Here is a 24385-nt window from a genome sequence, read left to right as displayed (position 1 = left end):
ACCCTCCTTTTTCACGGGAATATGCCCTCCTATTATGAGAAATTGCGTACCGATTTATACCTTCTACAAATAAATTCATCCGCTCCTTTACTTATGGTAAGCGTTTTCTTATAATGAAGGTACGCATCGAACCATTTAGGGGGAATAATATGAACACAGTGAAAGAAGGTACTTTATTATGGGAACCGACTCACAACAGGATGCAGCAATCAAATATATACGCCTATATGAAATGGTTAAAACAACATAAGGAACTTGATTTTCAGGATTATCATTCGCTTTGGAAGTGGTCTGTCGATGAACTGGAAGACTTTTGGGCATCCATTTGGGACTATTTTGATATTCAATCCAATAAACCTTACCAAAATGTATTAACAACACATAAAATGCCTGGAGCAAAATGGTTTCCGGAGGCGACTATCAATTATACAGAACATATTTTCAGAAATCGTAATCAAAAAAAGCCAGCGATTATTCATGCTTCCGAAAACAGGGAGACTGCTGAAGTAACTTGGGAACAGCTTTATCAGGATACGATAAACCTCCAGCATACACTGAAAAAGTTGGGAGTAAAAAAAGGAGATCGCATTGTTGCTTACGTAGCAAATATCTATGAAACAATTGTAGCTTTTCTAGCTACAGCTAGTTTAGGTGCTATATGGTCCAGTGCTTCTCCGGATTTTGGAACACAAAGTGTTATTGACCGGTTTAAACAAATTGAACCTAAAGTGATGATTACCGTTGATGGCTACCGGTATAACGGAAAAGACTTTGATCGTAGTCAAATTGCTGAAGAAATCCAGTCGGAACTTCCAACACTAGAAGCAACGATTGCTATTTCTTATTTAGATAACAACCCAGATTTCAGCAGACTGAAAAACGTTATTCATTGGGAAGAAGCAATGCAACCTAGCCCAACAGCAAACCTTACTTATGAATATGTTCCATTTAATGACCCACTATGGGTATTATTTTCTTCCGGTACAACGGGAAAACCAAAACCGATCGTACAAAGCCAGGGTGGTATTTTACTGGAACATTTAAAAGCGTTAACTTTCCATGCGGATCTCAGTGAAGACGACCGTTTCTTTTGGTTTACCACAACCGGCTGGATGATGTGGAACTTTCTTGTTGGCGGATTGCTAACTGGAAGTACCATTATTTTATATGACGGAAGCCCAGGATATCCGAATAAAAAGATGCTTTGGAAATTTGCAGAGCAGACAAAAATGACTATCTTCGGCACAAGTGCCAGTTTCATCACTGGCTGTATGAAGGATGAAATTACACCTAAAGAAGACTTTAATTTACAACACTTGAAAAATATCAGCTCGACTGGCTCTCCCTTGCCACCAGAAGGTTTCCAGTGGTGCTATGAAAATGTGAAAAAGGATTTGTGGATAGCTTCTGCCAGTGGAGGAACTGATATTTGCACAGCATTTATATTAGGCGCACCGATCCTCCCCGTTTATGCAGGGGAATTGCAATGCAGGGGACTTGGGGCAAAAATTGAAAGCTTCGATGGCAGTGGTAAACCCCTGATTGACGAAGTAGGAGAACTTGTTTTAACCGAACCGTTTCCATCCATGCCGATTTATTTTTGGAATGACCAAGATGGTGTTCGATTGCATGAAAGCTATTTTGATGTATATCCAGGCATTTGGAGACACGGAGACTATTTAAAAATAACCGACCGGCATACTTGTGTGATTTACGGCCGATCTGACGCAACGATAAACCGCGGTGGTATTCGTATTGGTACAAGTGAAATTTACCGGGCTGTAGATCAAATTAGTCAAGTAGCTGATAGTTTAATAGTGGATATTCCAAAAAATGATGGAGACTCATTCGTACCATTATTTGTTGTGATGAAAGAAGGATATCCATTAACCGACGAAATCAAACAAGCAATCAAAAAGCAAATTAGAACACAATGCTCTCCAAGGCATACACCAACCGAAATCTATGAAGTTAGCGATTTACCTAGAACATTAAACGGCAAGAAATTGGAAATTCCAGTGAAAAAAATATTAATGGGAAAAGACGTTGAAGAGGTTGTTAACAAAGGGTCATTGGCGAATGCAAAGTCTTTGGAAAGTTTTGTTTCATTTGCAAAAAAGTCTACTCAAATTTGAACTGCCCTCTGTCGAGTAGACAGCGGAAATAATAACAGGGTCTGAGCGGCTTTAGCTCTATATTCCATAGGGCTAAGGCCGCTAAAGCGTCCTGCACAATATCCATACGTACTTTCCAAATTGTTTTTCTATCTTTGTTCATAGAGGTCGTCCTTCCCTTTGCCGTATCTATTAATTTTCTATGACCATTATACCGCTTTACACGTTTTTGCCCACGCAAAAACACCTCCGAATTAGTATATTTTGATTATACCATTTCAAAGGTGTTTTTTATTGTTTCTTTTATATAGGTTGGTCTAGTGAAACAGATTTTTATTTTTTGGCCTGTCTACCTTCAGGAGAGCATATCATAATCGAGTAGAATTTTTTATTAAGTTCTAAAAGTTTTTTTCTGCGTACCGAGACTAACTACTACATATGCCAACAATGCTAACACTGTCGGCAACACTACAGAATGAAATCCAAATGGCTCTGGATAAAATGTATCCGAAAGAATATACAATCCTACTCCAACGATCATAGAAGCAAGTGCACCGTATTTATTTCCTTTATTCCAATAAAGCCCTAAAATAATCGGCCAAATGAAGGCCGCTTCCAGTCCGCCAAATGCAAATAAATTCAGCCATATTATTAAATCAGGCGGATTCAGTGCCATAACAAAAACAATCATTCCTAAAACTGCTGTAACACCTATGCTTAATTGCTTGATCCGTACATGTGAGGCTTTTGGCTGTATATAGTTTAAATATAAGTCCTTTACAATCGATGAACTTACTATTAGCAATAAAGAATCTACAGTAGACATAATTGCTGCCATTGGGGCTGCTAAAACAATTCCTGCCAGCCATGACGGTAAAACTTCTAATGCAATAAGAGGCATCACCTTATCACCTATTTCGATATCCGGCAAGATGGGTCTTGCCAGCACACCGATTAAGTGCATATTCAACATAATAAAGCCGACGACAAATGTCCCAATGATCAGGGCACGGTGCATGGATTTAGCATTTTTATAAGACATGGCTCGTACAGCAATTTGCGGCAGTGCTACAACTCCAACCCCTACAAGAATCCAAAATGAAGATACATAAGCAGGCGTCAAATCCCTTTCTGCTCCATAAGGACTTAATAGATTTGGGTTCTCCGTATAAAGGTCTGCCATAATATTAGAAAGCCCGCCTCCGGCAATAATTGTTGCAATCAGTAATATGAGTGTACCAAGGAACATAATACTGCCTTGTATAGCGTCAGTGAAAGCAACAGCTCGAAATCCGCCAATGATTACATAAAACAAAACAGAGACGGCAAAAATAAATAATGCAGTCGTATATTGCATCCCTGTTAAAGACTCAATTAATCTAGCGCCACCAATCCATTGTGCCGCCATTGCTGAAAATAAGAAAATAATAATACTGATTGCTGAAAACAATACAACCCACTTCGATTGATATCTTTTTTTTAGGAAGTCGATCATAGTTACTGCCTTATACCTACGAGTGATAATGGCAAATTTCTTCCCTAATACCATTAACACAAAATAGCCTGTCGCAACTTGTGACATTGCTAATAATACCCAGCCTAATCCTTTGTCGTAAGCGGCACCCGGTCCCCCAATAAAACTGCTGGCGCTGCCATATGTTGCCGTCATTGTCATTGCTAAAATAAAACCACCCAAACTTCTGTTTCCTAAAAAATATTCCTGTAAAAATGAATGAGATGATTTAACATACCTGCTGGACCACATGCCAACACCAAATATGATGATCAAGAATCCAAGTAAAGGAACCAATGCTTGCCAGTTCATTTTACTTCTCCTTCGTCATCAAATGGAATATCAACAAAGTATTTCTTTACAATTACTGTTACTAACACAGTCATGATTATAAAGCCGAGTATACAACTGTAAAAAAACCATGCGGGAAATCCAAATACATACTTATAATTAGCTGGGTCTTTACTACCTAAACCATATGCAAAAGCAAACCACCAGATAAAGTTAAAAACAACTAATCCGACCCCTATTAATGCTTCTCTATTCGCTACTTTAAAACGATAATCATCCTGTTTCAAATCATTTTGCTTCACGCGTATAACTCCTCCTTCATCTACTTCCACTTAATTGCAAAGATTTAAAAAAGAGGGACTATTACTATAATACAACTCTAGTATAACAGATTATAAATATGTCATACTATTTTTTTATATAATTTTTTAAGATTACGAAACGAGTGAAAAGATAATCTGCTTTCATAGCGATATCAAATAATATATACTAATAGAGTAGGTAAAGCTAACTATTCAAGGAGGATTTAGTGTGTTATATATTATAGGGTTTATTGCTTTATTCTTCCTTGTTTACTATCTCATATATAAAAGGCTAATTTTTGTTCAAACGGTTTCCGGTGCAATTGTGATGGCGGTTGGTGTCTTCAGCTTAAATGTTGGACCAAATTTCAGTGAAAATGCTTTATGGTATAAATTACTGGCATTAGTAACAATCATCATCTGGGCTTTCTTTATGACATCTTTTGCAGCTTCTATTTTGACAAGCAAATTTAAAAAAATCCATTATGAACACCCTATTGGACGCTTTCGTATTGGAACATGGGTAGCCAGTACATCAGTAACTGTCATCATTATTAGCAACTATTTTCCTATCTTTAATCGGATCGTAATCCCGTTAATCATTATAAATACATGTTTATGGCTGATCTATTTTATTGTATCTATAAAAACAATAATACAAATATGGACAGGAAAATCAAATGAAAATGTTAACGGAATCTTATTATTAACTACAGTGAGCACACAATCATTAGCACTTATGTATAATAATGTGTGGGACGATTTCAGCTCTTATTTTTATATTAATATGACATTAATTATTTTAGGGTTTATTTTTTACCTATTGAGTGCCTTATTAATGCTTAAGCGCTACGTAAAATTTACATGGAGTCTGGTGGATGACTGGATGGCACCCAACTGTATTTTACACGGGGCACTCTCTATCATTGGCTCTGCTGCATTGATCTCACAAACTTTCAGTTACAGAAATCTTCTTGCTTTATGGAGTGTTGTATTCTTTATCTTTATCATTCATGAGATATTGGAAATAAGTCGGGGTGTGTTTCGAATACAGCGGTATGGTTTTATAAAAGGAATTGCTTTTTATCACCCTTCACAATGGTCACGTATCTTTACTTTTTGTATGTTTTATACATTTACTTTGAAATTTAATACAAATTTTAATATCAAACCGGCTTGTATTGCTTCCACTCAAGAGGCAATTTTAATTTATGGAAAATGGATCATTGCAGCTATTTTAATTATTGAAATCGCTCTGCTTGTTCATTCCTTGGTCACTTCACAGAAACAATTTAAGACATCTTTTCGTTAAGCAACAAACGAAGGAACCCGCTTATAAGTTGGGTTCCTTCGTTTGTTGTAATGTAGTTAACATCTTATTATTACGTAATAATTCGATAAAAACTTCCAAAGCCTTTGTTTGAAATGGTGATTTCGTCACAATGGAAAATTGACGGGAAAGCGGTAAACCATTGACTTTTATGATTTCCAGATCACCATGACATAATTCTTTTTGAATTGCCCATTGTGATAGCAGGCTAATTCCTAAACCAGCCTCAACAGACTCTTTAATCGGTTGTGTGCTACTATAATGCATAAAATTATCGGGGGTAATATGAAAGAGCTGAAACATTTTTTCCGTTGCTTCCCGCGTGCCTGAACCATGTTCACGTACAATCCATGTCTCATTTTCTAAATCACTGATTTTTACTCGTTCTTTCCCTTGAATCCATTTATGGTCAGGGGAGGCTACAATTACCATGTGATCCTCCGCAAATGGCTCTGCTATTAACTTCGATTCATTAAAATGCCCTTCAACAATCCCGATATCCAGTTGATGACTTGCTACTAAATCAGCAATTTTAAATGTATTTCCGATCGTTACAGTAGGCACAATATCTGGATAGATATCCTGTAAATTAGCAATGATCCTCGGAAGTACATATTCACCAAATGTATAGCTCGCTCCAATCGACAGCGGGCCACTTGCTTTATGTTCCAAATCATCCACTAAATTTTGCATTTTTGTATAAAGCCCTAGAATTTCCTTTGCATGATGGTAAACAATTTCACCCGCCTTATTTAAACGTACATATTTATTCGTTCGCTCAAGCAGTCTTGTTCCAATCGTATCTTCAAGAGCACGGATATATTGGCTGACGGCTGGTTGTGTCATATGATGCTCATTAGCTGCTCGGGAGAAGTTTTGTTGTTCCGCCACTGTTACAAATACTTGTAAATGTTGATCCATTGTCCTACACCTCCTTATCCTGTTCTTTTGCTATTATACCATTTTACTTATCATTAATATCACGATAAATTATTTTCCTTATAAACAATATTCAACTATGCTGAAGTAAGGAGGTGTTTAAATGGGATCACAATTACAGCAGGAAAAACCACAACGAATTCCAAATGAATCGCTTTTATGGATTACAGGAATTGCATTTACCTTTTTTATTGCACTACTAGGTTATTTATTAGCATTGATACCCGGATTTGATCATATTGGCCAATTAGCATGTGCCATCATAATTGCAGTTCTTTATCGTCAAATCTTTGGATATCCAGAAGTCCTTCGCCAAGGTATTACATTCTCTTCGAAAAAATTACTACGATTAGCGATCATTTTATATGGTCTTAGGCTGAATATGGCTACCGTCTTTAATGAGGGGTTGGGGTTGCTGGCTCGTGATGCTTTGGTCATTGTCTTTGCCATTTCGGTAACAGTCTGGCTTGCTAAAGTGCTAAAAGCAGACAAATCCATTTCCCTATTACTTGGTGTTGGAACCGGGGTTTGCGGAGCAGCAGCAATAGCAGCTGTCGCACCTATTGTAAAAGCAAAAGATGAAGACACCGCGATAGGAGTCGGCATTATTGCTTTAATGGGAACTGTATTTGCGATAGGATATACGTTATTAAGACCTATTTTACCGCTACTCCCTGACGAATATGGTATTTGGTCAGGTATTAGTTTACATGAACTTGCCCACGTCGCAATTGCAGCCGCACCTGCAGGGGAAGATGCACTGGCAATAGGCCTGCTTGCAAAATTAGGACGTGTGTTTTTACTTGTGCCGCTTTGTTTCATCTTTATTTATTTCATGAAAAGAAAAAGCTCTAATCAAGAACAAAATAAGGTAGCATTCCCATGGTTTTTACTTGGTTTTATTTTACTTAGTATTTTAGGAAGCTACGTATTTGGTCATTCCATTCCTGTTTCAGAAAATGTATTAGAAGGTGTATATACAGCATCAACCTGGTTACTAACTGCTGCGATGGTTGGACTCGGACTGAATGTCAGCTTACAGGACTTGCGAAGAAGGGCATTAAAGCCTCTGGCAGCTATGACGATCACATCAGTTTGTCTTTCGTTATTAGCTTATCTAATCATTTAAAATTATCGAAGTTTCATTTAAAATGTCTCTGTTGTAATAACAGAAGGCATTTTTTTATTATACAGCTTCTACACACTTTATAAGCAATCTACTTTTTTATTACAAAAGAGTTGTATATGATAGAAGTTATTATTATATTTTTTAAAAAATTCAGGTGATATAATGACTAAAAGTCTACAGAAGCAAAGGTTATTTGTATTAACGATTGGGCTTGGCACATTGCTTAATCCATTAAATTCATCTATGATTTCAGTAGCATTAACTAGACTTCAAAATGAATTCGCATTAACATTTGCTGATGCGTCATGGTTAATATCCATTTTTTACCTTGCAAGTTCAGCCGGGCAGCCTGTTATGGGAAAACTAAGTGATATGTTTGGTCCTAAAAGGCTGTTTTTAACCGGTCTTTTTTTGGTAGCTGTATCTTGTATTTTAGCTCCATTTTCGCCTAATCTTCCCTTTTTATTAGGTTGCCGTGCACTGCAGGCGATTGGCAGTTCTACATTATTTCCTAGTGGAATGAGTATGGTGCGAACCAATATTACAGATGGCCAAGCCAAGGCATTAGCCACGTTGTCGATTTTTTCAACAACGTCCGCAGCTTTTGGACCATCTGTGGGCGGTTTTTTAATTGCTTCCTGGGATTGGCCGTCTATTTTCATCATCAACTTTCCTTTTATTATCTTATCGTTCATTTTAGCGATTTTCGTCTTGCCAAATACCGGAAAGGCGAAGCTTGAAATAGGACGTATTGACTTTATTGGTATCTCTCTGTTTATGGTATCCATCGTTGGACTAATTTTATTTTTACTCTCACTGGAAAATAACATTAACTTTGTAGCCATGTTTATCTTTCTTGCTGGTATGTTCGCTTTTTACTTTTTTGAAAAACGGCAGCAAGAACCTTTTATTGATCTGGCGTCATTAAAAAGCAATTCCAATGTATCCTTTATTTATCTGCAATTTATAAGTATTAATCTTGTTTATTACTGTTATTTCTTTGGATTTCCAACATTTTTACAGCAAGTGCTGCACTACGACGCACAGCATACAGGGCTAATCATGCTTGCTCTGGCAGGATTTGGCGTGTTTATTGCACCATTTGCAGGGCGTCTTATTGATCGGTATGGTTCGAAATTGCCACTCCTTATGGGGGCAGCAACCCTTCTAATAGGAACAGCATTACTGCTCACTTTTAATGAATCTTCACCACTGTTCTGGCTGCTTATCATCATGGCAATCCTTGGTACGAGTAACGGATTTAATAATATCTCAATGCAAACAGCGCTTTTTGAGCATGTTAAGCCAGAAGAGACTGGTTCAGCATCTGGATTATTCCAAACAAGCCGTTATCTTGGTTCTATTTTATCGTCAAGTTTATTAGGTCTTGCATTTAACAATAATATCAGTTTTGAACATTTTCATCGTGTAGCGCTCATCTGTCTCATTTTTTGTGGTTTCGTATTATTCTTAGCAATGAGACTTCCAGGCAACATACGTTTAAAAAGCAGATAAAAAGGAGCAGACATATCATTTCGGTGACTGTATTTCTTGGTTTAGCATGTAATTTAGGATTAAGAATAGCAGGGTCATTTGCCCTGCTATTTTCTATATCTATATTTTATTAGGGAATTATAAAGGATGAGTGACCGATTCCAATCAAATTACAAAGAATAAGGGTTTCATTGATTACTTACAATACCTAAAACAACTGTGCAGTCTGGGGGTATACAATTAAAGTCTCCGTCATTCGTAGTAAATAGCATGTGAAAACCCCTATCATTTTTATTTACTAATCTGTTGCAACATTGAAATTATCTTGTCTTTGTAAACCTGGTACTTGGTCTTGCGTTGTTCTTCCACGTTGAATAAAGAAAGATAAAATAAGTGCAATCAATGCAAAGATTGTTGATACCATAAATGCATCATTGATCCCTTGAACTTGGGCTAAATTGGCAGCTTCCAGCATATCCAGACTATTAGCCGGATTAAAACCATGAGAAGCGATAATGCCTTCTATGCTATGCTTAGCCTGATTCGTCATGACTGTAACTAAGAATGCCGTACCAATCGCACCAGCAACTGCCCTTACTGTATTAACCATCGCTGTTCCATGTGGGTAAAGACGTTGTGGAAGCTGATTTAGTCCAGCTGTCATAATTGGCATCATAATCATGGACATCCCGAACATACGGATTGTATAAATAATGATTAAATAAAGAAATCCTGTTGTGTCTGTCAACTGGGTAAATAGATAAGTTGTCACCACTGTTATCGATAAACCGACAATTGCTAGCGGCCTTGCCCCGACCCTATCAAAAATCTTACCAGTGATTGGAGACATGATGCCCATCACAATAGCCCCCGGCATAAGCATAAGACCTGAATTCAATGGACTGATATTGAGAATTTGCTGCAGGTAGATTGGTATTAGCAGCATTGGTGCAAACATAGCTACTGTCAGCATGATATTAATAACCGTTGTTAAGGAAAAAATTCCGCTTTTAAAGACTCTAAAATCAAGCATTGGACTTTCAGATTTTAATTCACGCAATACGAATAAAAACAAACTTACAAAGCCAACAAAAAGCCCTGTCAATACAAAAGCACTGGTCCATCCATTTGTACCTGCTGTACTAAAACCGTATAATATACCACCAAACCCAAATGTAGACAAAATAACTGCTATCATATCGATTTTAGGAAAGGTTTGCTTTGTAACATTTTTAAGAAAAATAACTGCCAGGATAATATTTACGAGTGCGATCGGAAAAATAACGTAGAATAGTACTCTCCAAGAATAATTTTGTACGACAAATCCCGAAAGTGTCGGGCCAACTGCGGGTGCAAAGATAATGGCAACACCAATTAGCCCCATTGCTCCGCCACGCTTTTCAACTGGAAATAATGCGAGCACAACCGTTGTTAAAAGTGGCATGATAATTCCTGCGCCAATTGCCTGAATAATTCTTCCAGTCATAAGTATTTCAAATCCTGGAGCTATCCCGCAAATCAACGTTCCAACAGTAAAAAGGCTAATAGCAGTTATAAATAACTGCCTTGTGGAGAACTTTTCCATTAAAAATGCTGTAATCGGAATAAGCACTCCGTTTACTAACATAAATCCAGTCGTTATCCATTGTGCAGTACTTTCTGTTATATCTAAATCTGCCATAATCGAAGGCAGCGCGACATTCATTAATGTTTGGTTTAAAAGGGAGACAAACGCTCCCATAATAATGACAAATAAAATCGGGCCTTTTTTGATATTCACTGTATCCGTCATGACTTTTCAACTCCTTCCTCCTAAAACAATGTCCACTATTATTCTGTCTCGCTTTCAAGATTTGCTACTATTTTGTTTGTGATCGTACTCAACTGATCCAGCTCTTCTAGTGTTAAACCATGAAATAGTGATTCAATAAACGACTTTCTGGCCGCATACATCATCTTTAAGGCATCTTTTCCCTTTTCAGAAATGGTTAAATAAACAACCCTTCGATCTTTTCTATCTCTTTCTCTAAAGATAAAATCCTCCTGAACGAGTTTATCCGTAATACCAGTCAAGCCGCCAGTTGTAACGGATAGGGCATTGGCTAAATGAGAAGAACGCTGCTTTCCATCCTTATTTAATTTATATAAAACCAGAGACTCCGTTCGTGATAGCTCCAATTTACTATGTTTCCGCCATTCATTTGGAATTTTTTTTACAATCTGTCTAAGTACCTTCTCTAATTCAAAAAAATCTTTGTCCACCGTAGAATCCCCTTTGTCCATTCCTTATTAAAACTAGTTAACCTAAAAGTATCTTAGTACTAAACTAATTTTTACGAACAAAGAAGGATTATACGCCTAGATTCATCATCTGTCAAGTACAATCCCCACAAAATATTTGCACGTTATCCTTCTATTTGTTGCGTTTCGATCCGTACTTAATAGAGGCCTGTCCGCCTATTTGCAACGCCTCTTGGAGAGCTTTGATTTCCTTTTCAATATGTGGAAAACCATTAATATTCGGAACAACTTTAGAAACTAGCAATTGTTTGTGCTCCACAGATTTTGCCATTGTTTCAAAAACAAGCAACAATTGTGCAAGATTCGCATCTGAAAGCATCGGACGTCCTGGGTGCTTTGCCGAAGCATCCAGTAAATATCCTAAATGTTCGATAGAAAACATGACTGGCCATAAAAATTCTAATACTTTCCTATTATTTGGAATTTCCCCTAATGCAGTTGTATAAACAACTTTTAAATTAGTCAGGTTTGTATGCATTTTTCTGCTTTCTTTACTTTCACTAAGGTCAATATCTCCTTTTTGCACAGAAAAAAGCAACACAATAAACTGCATCTGACTTCGGATTGATTTAGCAATTAAATGCGGAAGTCGACTCGAAGCAGACCTTCTCCCAATCAAAAAGATTCCCACTAACCCAATGATACAGCCAATAAAAATATCTGTTATTCTAGTCGCAGCAAAAAAACTCAAATCATATATTTGTGTTGTATTTTCCGCCATAAAGATCGCATTCGGTGTAATGAAAAACACTGCAAGTGCATAGTTCCGTACAATAAAAAGCTCTGTAAGCGTAGTTAAACAAAATATTATTATAACGATCACGAGCCCTTCTGGATGCGATGATAAAAGTAACATAGCTATTAAAATACCGATAATGGTTCCAAACGATCTCTGGATAGCACGATGAAAAGTACTCATGATTGTTGAACCGAGCATCACTGCTGCACATGATAGGGTCACCCAGTATGAACGGTCAAAACCAAATGCATGGGCGATTAATGCAGCAATCATTAGGATAAAACCATATCGTAATGCGGACACAAAAACGATGGAGTTTTTATGGATATTACCACCAAAGATAGTTTTGAAAGAAGGTTTTGAAATTCGTATCGATTCTTCACTTAGCTCATCTATTAAAATCGATCCAGCCTTACGTACCTTTTCAATAAGTTCCGTATTCTCTACTTGTATATCGTTAACACCGATCGTATCCAATGATATATTATTATCTTTATTATCAATTGCTTTTACAATGGTCCTGAGAAACTCTCCCAGTTCTGCAGACAGCTTTGTATTGTTCGTTGCATCATTTTCAAGTATCTCTAAAAAGATAGCATTTGCCTGTTCATATAATAGATAGAGACGCTTATAAAGCTGTGGTTTCCCCCAAGGTGCATACCCTGCTTTTAATACTTCTTCTGCAGCTTTTATTTTCAACACTGTTTGATGCCTTGCTTCGCTGAATCTTTCTGTCCCGGTGGCATCTAATAGTGCAGCAAGTTCCTTATAAATATTTCTAACAGCGTTTATTTCAGGTCTACGCGGATTAAAAAACCAACCAACCATCGCAATGAGCCATGATAAAACCCCTCCAAGAAATACGAATCCAGTCCGAACAGGTGCAAGAGCAGGGTCAACTGGCATAGCGGACGTCATAGTAAATGCTAAAACAAAAAATATTGCCGCTGGTCCTGGTATTTTCAGTGCCCCAAAAATAAATGTAGCAACCATACCAATAATGCCAACTGTGAAGGCTTGAGCTATTGGAAAAGGAGCAAGAAGTGTTCCTAAGCCAACAGAAAAGCTTATTCCTAATAAAACAAAAAAGAGTTTTTTCGCCCGCTGCACATAAGGCTCATTAAACATATATAGAAAAGTGAAACTCCCAATTACAGCTAACAGCCCGTATTGCAATTGACCAAATAACAATCCAATGAATGCCGGGAGTGCTGCAGCTACCCCAGCACTAATAGCCTTTATCCAAGGAAGTGGATTCTTTTTGATTTCAAAAGCCTGCTTCAAATTTGTATATATTAGACTTGTCATGTAAAGAAACATCCTCCTTCCTTTCTCAATCGTTTTACCCGTTTTTGGCAAATATATATTCAAACAAAAAGATAAGACCGTCCCAAAAGAAATGGGACAGCCTTCTGTCAACCTGTATCTATTTTACAACTTCATGGAAAAGGTTACAACGAATCACTATTATTCTGATACCTTTGCTTACTCTTTTACCATGGTCTGGTATCATTTTTGACCAATAAAACTGTTTTTTTATTCTTCTGCATGCAGCTGCTCCATTTCAGTTGGCTCTGCTCTATAAACAAAAAGGGAGACAATAAATGCAAAAATAGCAAAACAAAATGCAATAAAATAAACTAATTCAACACCAGCAACCATTGCATTATTAATTACTTCCGGGTCAGCTGGGTTCGCTGCTTTTTCTAAAATACTGTTTTGCTTGGCATTCATAATACTGATAAACACAGAAACTCCAATCGCTCCCGCTACAGGCTGCAGGGTCGTCATCACAGCTGTTCCATGTGGATATAAATGCTTGGGCAATTGATTTAATCCATTTGTTTGCGCTGGCATCATAATCGCTGAAACCGAAATCATTAACAATATATAACTAATAATGATCACTACAACCGGGGTGTTTGTATTTAATCTCGTTAAAACAAACATGGTGCCGCATAATAGTACTGTTGCCGGGATCATCAAAAAACGCGGTCCTACTTTGTCAAACAATTTTCCCATCACTGGTGATAATAGTCCATTTAACAAACTACCTGGTAAAAGAACCAATCCTGCAGTCGCTGCAGCTAAAGCCAAGGGACCCTGCATAAAAATCGGCAAAATAATCTCCGAGGCAAACATTGCCATAATGATGATAATAAACATAACCACACCAAGTAAGTACATAGGGAATTTAAACACACGGATATCTATAATCGGTTCATTTAGCTTTAATTGCCTGAATGAAAACAGCGTTAACGAAATAATCGCTATAAGGATTGAAATATAAACAACCGGAGCAAGAAATCCCTCTTCCTGATTTCCGGCAGTACTAAAACCAAATACAACCCCTCCAAATCCGATCGTAGAAAATAAGATGGAGGGTATATCTATTTTTGGCTTGGTTACTTCTGAAACATTTACTAAATATTTATAGGCAAATCCAATTGAAAATAAAGCAAAAGGAATCACCGTTATAAAGAGGTAACGCCACCCAAGATGTTCCACAATAATCCCTGATAATGTTGGACCGATCGCGGGGGCAAACATGATAACCAATCCTACAATCCCCATAACTGCCCCCCTGCGTCGCGGCGGAAATAGTAAAAGAAACGTATTAAAGATAATTGGAATTAACAGACCTGTTCCAGCTGCTTGCAGGAAGCGTCCTATTAGTAATACAGAAAACACTGGAGCTAGGCCACAAATAATCGTACCAATGGTAAAAACAGTCATTGTTCCTATAAACATTTGTCTTGTCGTAAACCATTGAATCAGTAAAGCGGACATCGGGATAACGATTCCCATAACAAGCATAAATCCTGTTGCCATCCACTGTACTGTCGAAACCGATACATCGAATTCTTTCATTAGCGTTGTAAGCGCAATATTCAGCAACGTCTCATTTAAAATTGCGAAAAATGCACCAATAATTAAAGAAAGCATAATAGGCATTACTTTTCCATTGGGGTCATCCGCTAAAAATTCATATTCCTTATTATTTGTTTCATCATTCATCTAAGAAAATCTCCTTTTCCGTACGTATACAAATTAAAAACACAAGTTTCAGTTTGTGCAGAAGTAATCGGGAAGTTTGAACGATATTAGAAACAAATAAATTATTTCCCATTTTATTGGTCATTTGCAAGAGCATGAGAAAGCTGTTGCATTTCTTTAGCAGCTCCATAAACAAAGCAATCCCTTCAAGTTCTTTCTTTAAAACAAAAAAAGAGAGTAAGACTTGATCCTCTCCCCATTTTTAATATTAGGTTTCCTAAATTAAGCAGACCAATCCCGAATACTCCACACAAGCAGAGTCTTACATACTATTCATTTAGCCAAGCACAGTAATTAATCGGAATTGGATATGCTTCATTTAAAAAACCTCCGTTCAGAAATTGTAGAGTAACCTTACCATATATCTTCTATCATAGCAAGTTCTTATTGCGCCTATTTTTCATTTCGTTTTTCATTATCATTCCCACTCTATGCGAATCCCCATATATTAAAAAGAAAGAAGTGATAAAGGAGGAAAAATAATGCATAATGATTTTGGAAACAATCGACAATTTAATCCGCCGGGGTATTTGCTTGGACAAATTTTCGGAGGAGGACAGCATAGCGTAAATTCTACCGGCTATTATCCGCCATTTACCGGATCTCCTGATGGCGAATATCCGGGATTTCAAGGTGGGGGTGGGCCCCCAACAACACCTCCACCTAATTTCACACCAACAAAACAGCAGATTCAGCCCTTTGCTATTGATCCTGGTGCAATACAAGGCTGCCTTTTCCGCTTCACCTATATTTGGCTTTCAAGAGAAGCTTTTTGGTTTTTTCCCATCTTTGTTGGCAGAAACTCTATTTCTGGATTCAGATGGAGTCATAATAGATGGACTTACTTCGGAATTGATCTAAACAGCATCCAATCATTTCAATGTTTTTAAATGAAATAAAGTGGTCCCATTGTCAAGACACTTATGTTATAAAAATAAGATACGGGCGCTAGTTTTGTTTCTTACCATCCATGTAAACCAGCCCCACCTTTCCTTATAAAGCGTATGTTAACGTATCAAAGGCTATTTTTACTTCTGCATTCAACCCTAACGCTCCTATCCCTTTGGTTCTTTTTGAAAAGAGATCATAAATGGTCTCTTTTTCTTTAATCGAAAAAATAGTTTACCCCTGATCAGTGTTAAATAGACCATTACCCTTTTACTTTAAAATAGAATGACCTTAGATTTCTCATGAGATTCTAATCCTTCTCACAGTATGTTTTCAGATCAAACATTTACGATAAACATAGCAGAGGGAGATGAAATAGATGACGATTGAAATTTTTAGGAGGAAAGAGCAAAAATACTTAATTACCACGGATCAGTATGAAGAGCTGGTCAGACGAATGTCTCCTTATATGCGTGCAGACATAAATGGAGAGGAAGGTAAATATACGGTAACAAGTCTATACTTTGAGAGTCCGGAAAACACGATTTATTTTGAAACAAAAAACAAATTAGCGTTTCGTCAAAAGCTTCGTCTGCGTGTATATGATGACATAGATAAAGATGGAACTGCTTTTTTTGAAATCAAACAAAAGCATAAAAAGGTGGTGAACAAAAGACGGATGATTCTTCCGCTTTCGGAAGCTTATCGCTATTTAGATACACCTGAAGAACCATTGAATCACTTTGAAGCTTCTAACACACAAGTGCTGCGGGAGATTGATAATTTTCGCCGTTTGTATAACTTACATCCTGAGATGATCGTTAGTTATGACAGACACGCGCTTCATGGCGTATATGATCCGGAACTTAGAGTGACATTCGATTTAAATTTACGCTGCGCGAGGATGATCTTCTTCTGGAGTATGGTCCGCAGGGGGAACACTTTATTGATCCTAATCTAGTGGTTCTTGAAGTGAAGGTAAATGATAGTGTTCCTTTGTGGCTGACTCGTATACTGCAAGATTTACATTGCGAGCAAAAAAGTGCATCCAAGTACTGCACGAGTACAGAATTGTTAAAAAGTGAAGAGATACCGAATGAAATTGTGATGGAAAACGTATTTGTAGGGGGAGGAAGATAACATTGGATTTTATTAACGAACTTATTTCAACAAATGATACAGGAAGTGAGACATCTATATACATGGTTATATTAGCCATGCTTATTGCTACAGGATTAAGTTTAATTATTACGAAGATATATCAAGTCACGTTTACAGGTGAGCGATATTCACAGGCTTTTGTGCATACAATTATTATGATGAGTGTCATTGTTTCGGTTGTTATGAATGTGATCAGCGGAAATTCAGGTGTTGCCTTTGGGTTATTTGCTATCTTTTCGCTTATTCGTTTTAGGAGTGCCGTTACAGATGCAAAAGATATTGCCTATATTTTTTTCGGCCTCTGTGTAGGTATGACGAGCGGGTTATACCATTTTGATTTAGCCATTATATTAACTATTTTTGCTAGCCTTATCTTTTACTTACTTTATAAGTTTCAATATGGAAAAGGAAAGGACACACAAATATTAAAGGTAACGATACCAGAAAATTTAAATCATGAACATTTGCTAGATGATGTTTTTGATATGTATACAGAGAGCTATCAACTTCGACAAGTCGAAACGACGAATCTTGGTACAATGATTTTATATACCTATGCGATCCGAAGTAAAAACACTACAAAAGATAAAGAACTACTTGACCATGTCCGGGAGAAAAATGCTAATTTAAAAGTGTCCTTAACCTATTTAGAAAACTTAAATGAATGATATCAAATAAAGCCAATGTAAACATACGTTGGCTTTATTTGATTCTAAGGGGGGGTGTAAACTACTCATTTTTAATCTTATCTACAATCGTTTCCACTTCATCTCGAGAAATTTTTTCCCTGCCGCTCTTTAAAGCTTTTATCGTCTTTTTTGCTAGTGCTAGCGGAATTTTACAGAACAGTGTTATCGTTCGAGTACTTATGTCTTTCATATATTCATCCGCTAATTCTATGTTTCTCTCAGCATACATAAACATGTCGTTGGCATTCCATCCGTCAGGAAAAAATTTAACTCCCCTTTCCTCATCTTCTTGTTGATTCCGGAGCATATTAACTGCTTGCAACCCTCTTCCATACCCGATAGCAAGCTCTCGATCGGTCTGTGTACCGTCATACCATTCCCATATATCTGAAAGCATAACACCTACCAAACCTGCTACATAGTATGTATAATCATCCAAATCTTCCTTTGTTTTTACATGCCAATTTTCCCCTGCCCATTTAGCCATACCTGTTGCCATTACGCTTGTTGATTCTTTTACTTTCTCAACTATTTCAGGAGGACATACGCTAATCCAGTCACCTAATCGTAAGGTTACTTCAGGCATTACAGATTTATATGGATGCATTAATTGTTCGTAAGCTGCCGCATCGAATTCACTTTTTAAAAGGGCACTGGTGGAGCGTAATAAATGTTGTTTTGTTTCTATATCCAATGCTTCATGGTCTTCTATTTCATCAATGGCACGCATACACAAATAGGCGGACCCTACTGTTTTCTTTAGTGTTGATCCAAGCAACGTAATTGGAATATAGAAAGTTCTGCTTGTAAGTTTTAATATATGCATAGCTTCTTTTTGTAACTTTTTATTGCTCAACTTATTTTCCTCCTTGTAAGCAATGAGGCTAACTTAAGTATATCAAATTTAAGTATGATTGGCATGTTTTGTTATATCACCCTAATAGAAGATACATTAAAAACCACAGCTTCTTACTGTGGCTTTGACTAGTCTTTCCCCTATTTTACATTTTTTAGCGCTTCATTTATACTTTCCTGCGATATTTTTGAGTGAGAAGTATGCCAAATTACGTTTTTATTTGAAATAAGAAAGATTTGGGGTGACTCATGCTTCACTTCTGTTTCTTCCGCTATTTGATTGGATAGATCTCTGCTTTCACTTACTACTAAATAACTGCAATCAACATCTTCTTGTGTAGTTTTCCAAAAAGCGTTAAGTTCATTAAAAGCATTTGCACTGACGGGACAAGTTGCACTGTGTTTAAAAAGAATAGCTGGTTTTTGCTCAGACCTCTCCCATACTTCATTCATATCTTCATTGGAATGAATCTTTTTTAACTCTGCCATTAAAATCCCTCCTTAAAAATTTAGTTACTTTCATTATAATAAAAAAACAGAAAAAGATATAACTTTTGGTCCATTACTTTTTATTCAAACGTTTGATCAACTTTTTGATTGTTCTTAATGAGATAAAAAAAGGAAGAAAACAACTTATCTGCTTTTAACAAGCAAATTAACTGCTTCTTTTATTAATTCATCCGTTTCTTTATCCTTATTTTCATCTGCTTCTAAAACACATTCAACAAGGTTTGAACTGACAATGACACCCACCGTTCTATCTACCGCTGTACGTACAGCAGACAATTGTGTCGTGACTGATTTGCAGTCCTTTCCCTCTTCCATCATTTTTAAAATACCCCTAAGTTGACCTTCCATACGCTTTACTCTATTTTTTATTTTATCATCATATTCCATAAGTAATCTCTCCTGTCTATTCTATTTACAACCAATCTATCGTATAACTCTTCATTTTATACAGAGTAGTCACTTATAGAATATATGATATACCCTCAAGCGTATATTGTCAATTGCTTTACAATCCCGTTAAACCTTTTATCAATCTGTTTCTTCATCTACTGGAAGCAAAAACCAAAATGTGTTACTGTTTGACCCCATTTTAACTCCAATTTCTCCTTGGTGGTGCTTCTCAACTATTTTCTTCGTAATGGCAAGTCCAAGACCAGATCCACCTGTTTCGCGACTGCGTGAGGAATCTAATCGATAAAAACGTTTAAATATATTTTCTTTTTCTTGATCTGGTATAGGTTTACTTGGTCCAGTGATAGAGATAAGATAATTTTCATCTCTTTTTTCACCTTTTATGAAAATTGGGCCTTCCCCCTCATAGTAAAGAATTGCATTATCAAGTAAATTACTAATAACTTGTTGTATCCCTTCAATATGAATAAACGTATTACAAGGAACAGCATCTACCTGTACGGTAATGTTTTTTTGACTAAGCGTCCACTTGAACATCGCTACGCATTGTTTAAGTAAACCTCCTATTTCTATTTCTTCTTTATTAGTTAAAGATTGAGCAGATAGATTATCCCACTCCTTTAATTGTTCAAGCTGTTCAATCATTTGTGATAGACGCTTGGATTCTTGATAAAGTGATGCGTATAATTCTTTATCTCCTGTAATGTCCCCGTCCTTCAGTCCAAGAAGATAACCATTTAAATTTGATATCGGCGTTCTGATTTCATGAGACAAATCAGAAACTAATTTTTTCCTATGCCGTTCATTTTCATGCAATTGATCAAGCAATTCATTGTACTGTATGACTAATTGTCCTATTTCGTCTTGTTTATAAACTTCTATTGGTTTTGGAAAATGCCCTAGTTTCATCTGTTTGGTCGAATGAATTAACTGTCTTATTGGTTTTATCAATCGCTTTATTAAAAAATAATGAAATAAACTTCCCGCAATAGCAGCGATAATCATAAATATCCACAAATAATTTAGAAGCGTGCTATTATACTGCTCTTGTCTTTGTGCATTGAAGTCTCCCACACCTGCAGCCAGAAAACAGGCTGTATTATATATAGCCCACCCACTAATTGCAGTAGCTATGAAAACAACGATTGTATTTAAAAAGGTTAAACGCCACAAAAATCCAGAGGGTATAATTGATTTTATTTTCTTACTTAGTGACAAATTTATACCCCATTCCTCGAACAGTTTGGATGCGCTTTGGATTTTTCGCATGTTCTTCTACCTTTTCGCGTATTTTTTTGATGTGCGCATCGATTGTTCTTTCCATTACATCGTGTTCTGTATTTGGATAAATTTGATTGACGAGCTGCTCTCGTGATAAAACAATGTTTGGATTTTGCATGAAGTAATACAAAATATTAAATTCATATTTTGTTAGATTTACTGGTTTATCGAAAAGCAGGACTTCTCCTTTTCGCGGTTTAATACATAATCCTTCATGCACGATCTTTTGACAAAACTGGCCAGTTCGGCGCAAAACGGCCTCAACATGAGCGATGAGCTCATTTGGGTCAAAAGGTTTTGTCATATAATCATCCGCTCCTAATTTCAGTCCAGAAATTTTATCATCGATCTGGGATTTGGCAGAAAGCATAATAATTGATACGTCATTTCCTTCCCGTTCACGCACCCATGTACAAAATTCTTCACCGCCTATTTTAGGCAGCATTAAATCCAATATAATTAAGCATGGATGGTGCTCAAGGAACACTTCTTGTGCCTCTTCACCATCACATGCTTCTACAACATGATAATCGTTTTTCTTCAAATAAATACTTACAAGGTCGCGAATCATTTTATCGTCTTCTACAACCATGACAGTTTGTTTCATCACGTTCACCCCAGTACTAGTTTACGCGTAATCATGGCTTATTTCAGCTTTTCTACCTCTTGAACCATCATTTCATAGTTCAAGGCACCAAAAGCCTTATTCTGGATACGGCCATTAGAATCAATCATAAAAGTAGTCGGTATTGGCTGTATTTGATATTGATTTCCTACGGTTGATTGCTTATCTAAAGGAACAGTAAATGTCAGGTCAAGTTTATCCATGAACGCTTGGATCTTATCTGGGTCTGACTCTGTTTGTGTTAAGTTAACAGCCAAAATCTTTACATCTTTATTTTCATGAAGCTTTTGCAAATCTGGCATTTCTGCACGGCACGGCGGACACCATGTTGCCCAGAAATTCAGAAACACTTTCTCACCTTTGAAATCGGATAATTTTACTTTTTCTCCGTCTAAAGTAGTAAGTTCAAAATTTGGAGCAAGTTGCCCCTTATCAAGTCCTACTTCATCGGACTCCTTGACCTCTTCATCTTCTTTCGGAGGGGAGGTGATGGCATTATCCGAAACACTATGCTCTTGACTGTTTTGTTCTTCTGATACCTGTTTATCCGATGTAAAGGCAAAATCATAGACAGCGTAGCCGACCATTCCTACCACAATCAAGATAATTATTAATTTTTTCATGCTTATATCCATTCCTTTCGTTTTATTCAAGCTCGCAAAACGTAATGAATTTATTTTATCTCAACGTTTATATAGTATTATTCTACATTTATATACTACTATATTAAACTTAAAGGTAAGCAGCTAATGATTATGATTAGCCTAGCTTTTCTAGCCATGTGTCTTGTACTAACTTAAGTAAAAATTCTGTGATACGCGGCATTAGTCCCAAAAACAGGACAACTCCCATTATTACCATAATAACGCCGCCGATTTTCATGATGATTCCACTATGGCGAACAATCCATTTGGTAGAGCCAAGGAAAAAGGTCAAAACAATAAATGGCAATGCGAAGCCAACAACATACATTGCTGTATAAAATATACCTTGGCCAGGGTTACTTGCTGCTAAAAACAGGATAGATGCAAAAATAGGACCAATACATGGTGTCCATCCAGCAGCAAATCCCAAACCAACAAAAAATGTTCCTAAATAGCCGACTGGTTTTTTAGAAGCATGGAAACGTTTCTCCACCATCAGCGCCTTTATATTAATCCAGCCACCAACAAACAAACCCATAAATATAATAAAGATTCCCGCAAGACGTTGTATTAAAAGTCCCGAATCACCGACTAATAAATCCTGAATATACTTTCCTAAAAAGGAAGCTCCTACACCTAAGCTAATAAATACAAGTGAAACCCCTAAAAGAAAAAAGACAGAATGACTTAATAATTTACTGCGAATCTTTATATTTTTATCTCCCTGCAACTCTTTTACACTGATCCCAGTAATGTACGATAGATATGCTGGAAAAATCGGCAACACACAAGGTGATAAAAAGGATAACGCACCTGCGCCTATCGCAAGAAGCATTCCTACCACCAACATCGTATCTGCTTCTATTCCACCCAATTACGACACCCTCTTTCTTAGATTTATAACGATAGCTATTAAACATATTGCTAACAACAGGCTTAAAAACCATGGTGCTATTATGTAGCCAAAAATTGTTACATACGGTTGTATGAATGCTAATAATAATATTCCTATCAACCAGATCACTAACACAATCAATGTCAATGTGTTAGTAGCTATCCGATCACGAATGAGCAGGACAAACAGGAGTAGAACAGAGAGTAAAATCATATATCCAATTGAAAACGTATCATTCACCCACACCAGCTGAATAAACTCATAGACAAACGATGCAACCAAAATCGTTATCATAAAGGAATCCATGTATGAAAAAATGTTCCTGTTTTTACGTTTCGACTTATAAACAAACGTCACAGCGCAGGCGAAAAATGCAAAGTAAAATGCATAAGAATTACTTGGATAAGCTAAAATCGCCAATGGATCTTGAACAAATACAGACAAATTTAATACAATTTTTCCGATCCATAAAAATATAAAAAAATTAATAAGCTGACTAGCCATTTCCTCCATATGGTGCTTTTTTTGTGCCTTGGGTAAGTTGCTTATCTGATAGAAAAAAGCAAACCCTAAGATGAAGGTTATGACTATGACTGCGATAGATGATAATTTACTCGCTACTGCCATCATTGATTTCCTCCAGTCCATTGCATTCCATTCGTATCATACAATACGAATATGAAAATTTGATGAAAATCGAAAAAATTTTTTTATTAATTTAAATGGCTGTGTTTTTACAGTGAAATTACAGTATGTATTATTACACTTAAGTATATAGGAGAATAGAAACAAATACTAAAAACACCCTAAAAAATGAGATGCAATGTGAACAAAAATGTAATTATCAGCAGTTGCAAACATCAATTCTGACGAAAAAAGCTTTACTAACCAGTTAATTAATAACAATTGATAAACCTTCTTTTTTAAAGAAAGAATATTATCCTGTACTCCCATTTTAATTAATATCCCTCAAAAAGAATATCATTCTTTATTCGCAACAAACTAAAGTGGATCTGTATTCATTTTTTAAGAATAATTTCAAAAATGCTAAAACTTATTCTTTTAGAATTTTTATTGTATAACGATTCTTACTATTTTATAATTAGTAACGTTGCAATCATTTAGGAGGGTTTTGATGGAAGCTTCGGTGAAAGACTTACCTCAAGGAAAAAAGCATCCAAAGGGGCTGTACTTGCTCTTCTTTACTGAGCTCTGGG

At 36.6% G+C, this 24385-nt stretch carries 21 protein-coding genes and 1 pseudogene; 7 read left to right on the top strand and 15 right to left on the bottom strand.

Annotation, left to right across the window (positions count from 1 at the left end; translation table 11 throughout):
* Positions 1-149 precede the first annotated feature (149 nt).
* Complete coding sequence (locus tag J2Z81_RS05605) at positions 150-2135, top strand: acetoacetate--CoA ligase (RefSeq protein ID WP_226370884.1); 1986 nt, start codon at positions 150-152, stop codon at positions 2133-2135.
* Between the two features lie 370 nt (positions 2136-2505).
* Here the strand turns inward: J2Z81_RS05605 and panF are convergent, their stop codons facing one another.
* Positions 2506-3939, bottom strand: a complete 1434-nt coding sequence (gene panF, locus J2Z81_RS05600) for a sodium/pantothenate symporter (RefSeq protein ID WP_226370883.1) — start codon at positions 3937-3939, stop codon at positions 2506-2508.
* Positions 3936-4220, bottom strand: a complete 285-nt coding sequence (locus tag J2Z81_RS05595; protein ID WP_226374373.1) for a YhdT family protein — start codon at positions 4218-4220, stop codon at positions 3936-3938. The genes panF and J2Z81_RS05595 overlap by 4 nt, the downstream gene beginning before the upstream one ends.
* 229 nt (positions 4221-4449) lie before the next feature.
* Here J2Z81_RS05595 and J2Z81_RS05590 point away from each other — a divergent pair, with 229 nt between their 5' ends.
* Complete coding sequence (locus J2Z81_RS05590; RefSeq protein WP_226370882.1) at positions 4450-5532, top strand: TDT family transporter; 1083 nt, start codon at positions 4450-4452, stop codon at positions 5530-5532.
* A 21-nt stretch (positions 5533-5553) separates the two neighbouring features.
* On the opposite strand, the gene J2Z81_RS05585 is transcribed toward J2Z81_RS05590, so the two are convergent.
* Positions 5554-6471, bottom strand: a complete 918-nt coding sequence (locus tag J2Z81_RS05585) for a LysR family transcriptional regulator (protein ID WP_226370881.1) — start codon at positions 6469-6471, stop codon at positions 5554-5556.
* A gap of 121 nt (positions 6472-6592) precedes the next feature.
* Between J2Z81_RS05585 and J2Z81_RS05580 the strand changes: the two genes are divergently transcribed.
* Both J2Z81_RS05580 and J2Z81_RS05575 read left to right on the top strand, forming a co-directional pair.
* A complete protein-coding gene (locus J2Z81_RS05580; RefSeq protein WP_029269045.1) occupies positions 6593-7618 on the top strand; it encodes a YeiH family protein in 1026 nt (341 codons plus the stop codon).
* 162 nt (positions 7619-7780) lie between these two features.
* Positions 7781-9133, top strand: coding sequence for an MFS transporter (locus tag J2Z81_RS05575; RefSeq protein ID WP_226370880.1), 1353 nt, complete (start codon positions 7781-7783; stop codon positions 9131-9133).
* Between the two features lie 277 nt (positions 9134-9410).
* On the opposite strand, the gene J2Z81_RS05570 is transcribed toward J2Z81_RS05575, so the two are convergent.
* The 4 genes from J2Z81_RS05570 to J2Z81_RS05555 form a co-directional block, all read right to left on the bottom strand.
* Positions 9411-10904, bottom strand: coding sequence for a DHA2 family efflux MFS transporter permease subunit (locus J2Z81_RS05570; RefSeq protein ID WP_051681449.1), 1494 nt, complete (start codon positions 10902-10904; stop codon positions 9411-9413).
* 38 nt (positions 10905-10942) lie between these two features.
* Positions 10943-11374 carry a MarR family winged helix-turn-helix transcriptional regulator gene (locus tag J2Z81_RS05565; RefSeq protein WP_029269039.1) on the bottom strand — a complete coding sequence of 144 codons (432 nt, stop codon included), beginning with the start codon at positions 11372-11374 and terminating at the stop codon, positions 10943-10945.
* A 151-nt stretch (positions 11375-11525) separates the two neighbouring features.
* Complete coding sequence (locus J2Z81_RS05560) at positions 11526-13460, bottom strand: FUSC family protein (RefSeq protein ID WP_226981253.1); 1935 nt, start codon at positions 13458-13460, stop codon at positions 11526-11528.
* A 228-nt stretch (positions 13461-13688) separates the two neighbouring features.
* On the bottom strand, positions 13689-15170 hold the full coding sequence (locus tag J2Z81_RS05555) for an MDR family MFS transporter (protein WP_029269035.1): 1482 nt from the start codon (positions 15168-15170) through the stop codon (positions 13689-13691).
* A 521-nt stretch (positions 15171-15691) separates the two neighbouring features.
* Here J2Z81_RS05555 and J2Z81_RS05550 point away from each other — a divergent pair.
* From J2Z81_RS05550 to J2Z81_RS05540, 3 genes and pseudogenes are all read left to right on the top strand, one after another.
* Positions 15692-16099, top strand: coding sequence for a hypothetical protein (locus J2Z81_RS05550; protein WP_156947715.1), 408 nt, complete (start codon positions 15692-15694; stop codon positions 16097-16099).
* A gap of 377 nt (positions 16100-16476) precedes the next feature.
* Positions 16477-17237 (top strand): annotated as a pseudogene (locus J2Z81_RS05545) (VTC domain-containing protein).
* Between the two features lie 2 nt (positions 17238-17239).
* A complete protein-coding gene (locus J2Z81_RS05540; RefSeq protein WP_051681447.1) occupies positions 17240-17926 on the top strand; it encodes a DUF4956 domain-containing protein in 687 nt (228 codons plus the stop codon).
* A gap of 61 nt (positions 17927-17987) precedes the next feature.
* On the opposite strand, the gene J2Z81_RS05535 is transcribed toward J2Z81_RS05540, so the two are convergent.
* The 8 genes from J2Z81_RS05535 to J2Z81_RS05500 all read right to left on the bottom strand — a co-directional run bounded on the left by J2Z81_RS05535 (position 17988) and on the right by J2Z81_RS05500 (position 23798).
* The gene (locus tag J2Z81_RS05535) at positions 17988-18803 is read right to left on the bottom strand and encodes a squalene/phytoene synthase family protein (protein WP_029269020.1); all 816 of its coding nucleotides are present in this window, start codon (positions 18801-18803) and stop codon (positions 17988-17990) included.
* 140 nt (positions 18804-18943) lie between these two features.
* On the bottom strand, positions 18944-19291 hold the full coding sequence (ytxJ, locus tag J2Z81_RS05530; protein ID WP_029269018.1) for a bacillithiol system redox-active protein YtxJ: 348 nt from the start codon (positions 19289-19291) through the stop codon (positions 18944-18946).
* A gap of 144 nt (positions 19292-19435) precedes the next feature.
* On the bottom strand, positions 19436-19699 hold the full coding sequence (locus J2Z81_RS05525; protein ID WP_029269016.1) for a metal-sensitive transcriptional regulator: 264 nt from the start codon (positions 19697-19699) through the stop codon (positions 19436-19438).
* A 141-nt stretch (positions 19700-19840) separates the two neighbouring features.
* On the bottom strand, positions 19841-20941 hold the full coding sequence (locus J2Z81_RS05520; RefSeq protein WP_029269014.1) for a sensor histidine kinase: 1101 nt from the start codon (positions 20939-20941) through the stop codon (positions 19841-19843).
* On the bottom strand, positions 20928-21611 hold the full coding sequence (locus tag J2Z81_RS05515) for a response regulator transcription factor (protein ID WP_029269013.1): 684 nt from the start codon (positions 21609-21611) through the stop codon (positions 20928-20930). The genes J2Z81_RS05520 and J2Z81_RS05515 overlap by 14 nt, the downstream gene beginning before the upstream one ends.
* Before the next feature lie 38 nt (positions 21612-21649).
* Entirely contained in the window at positions 21650-22252 is a 603-nt protein-coding gene (locus J2Z81_RS05510) for a TlpA family protein disulfide reductase (RefSeq protein ID WP_029269011.1), read from the bottom strand.
* 136 nt (positions 22253-22388) lie between these two features.
* A complete protein-coding gene (locus J2Z81_RS05505) occupies positions 22389-23147 on the bottom strand; it encodes a cytochrome c biogenesis CcdA family protein (protein WP_038221145.1) in 759 nt (252 codons plus the stop codon).
* Positions 23148-23798 carry a hypothetical protein gene (locus tag J2Z81_RS05500; RefSeq protein WP_198020930.1) on the bottom strand — a complete coding sequence of 217 codons (651 nt, stop codon included), beginning with the start codon at positions 23796-23798 and terminating at the stop codon, positions 23148-23150.
* Positions 23799-24385: the final 587 nt, after the last annotated feature.

Source organism: Virgibacillus alimentarius, assembly GCF_017874635.1.
In the GTDB taxonomy this organism is placed as follows: domain Bacteria; phylum Bacillota; class Bacilli; order Bacillales; family Amphibacillaceae; genus Virgibacillus_B; species Virgibacillus_B alimentarius.
This window is presented reverse-complemented; position numbering and strand designations above follow the sequence as displayed.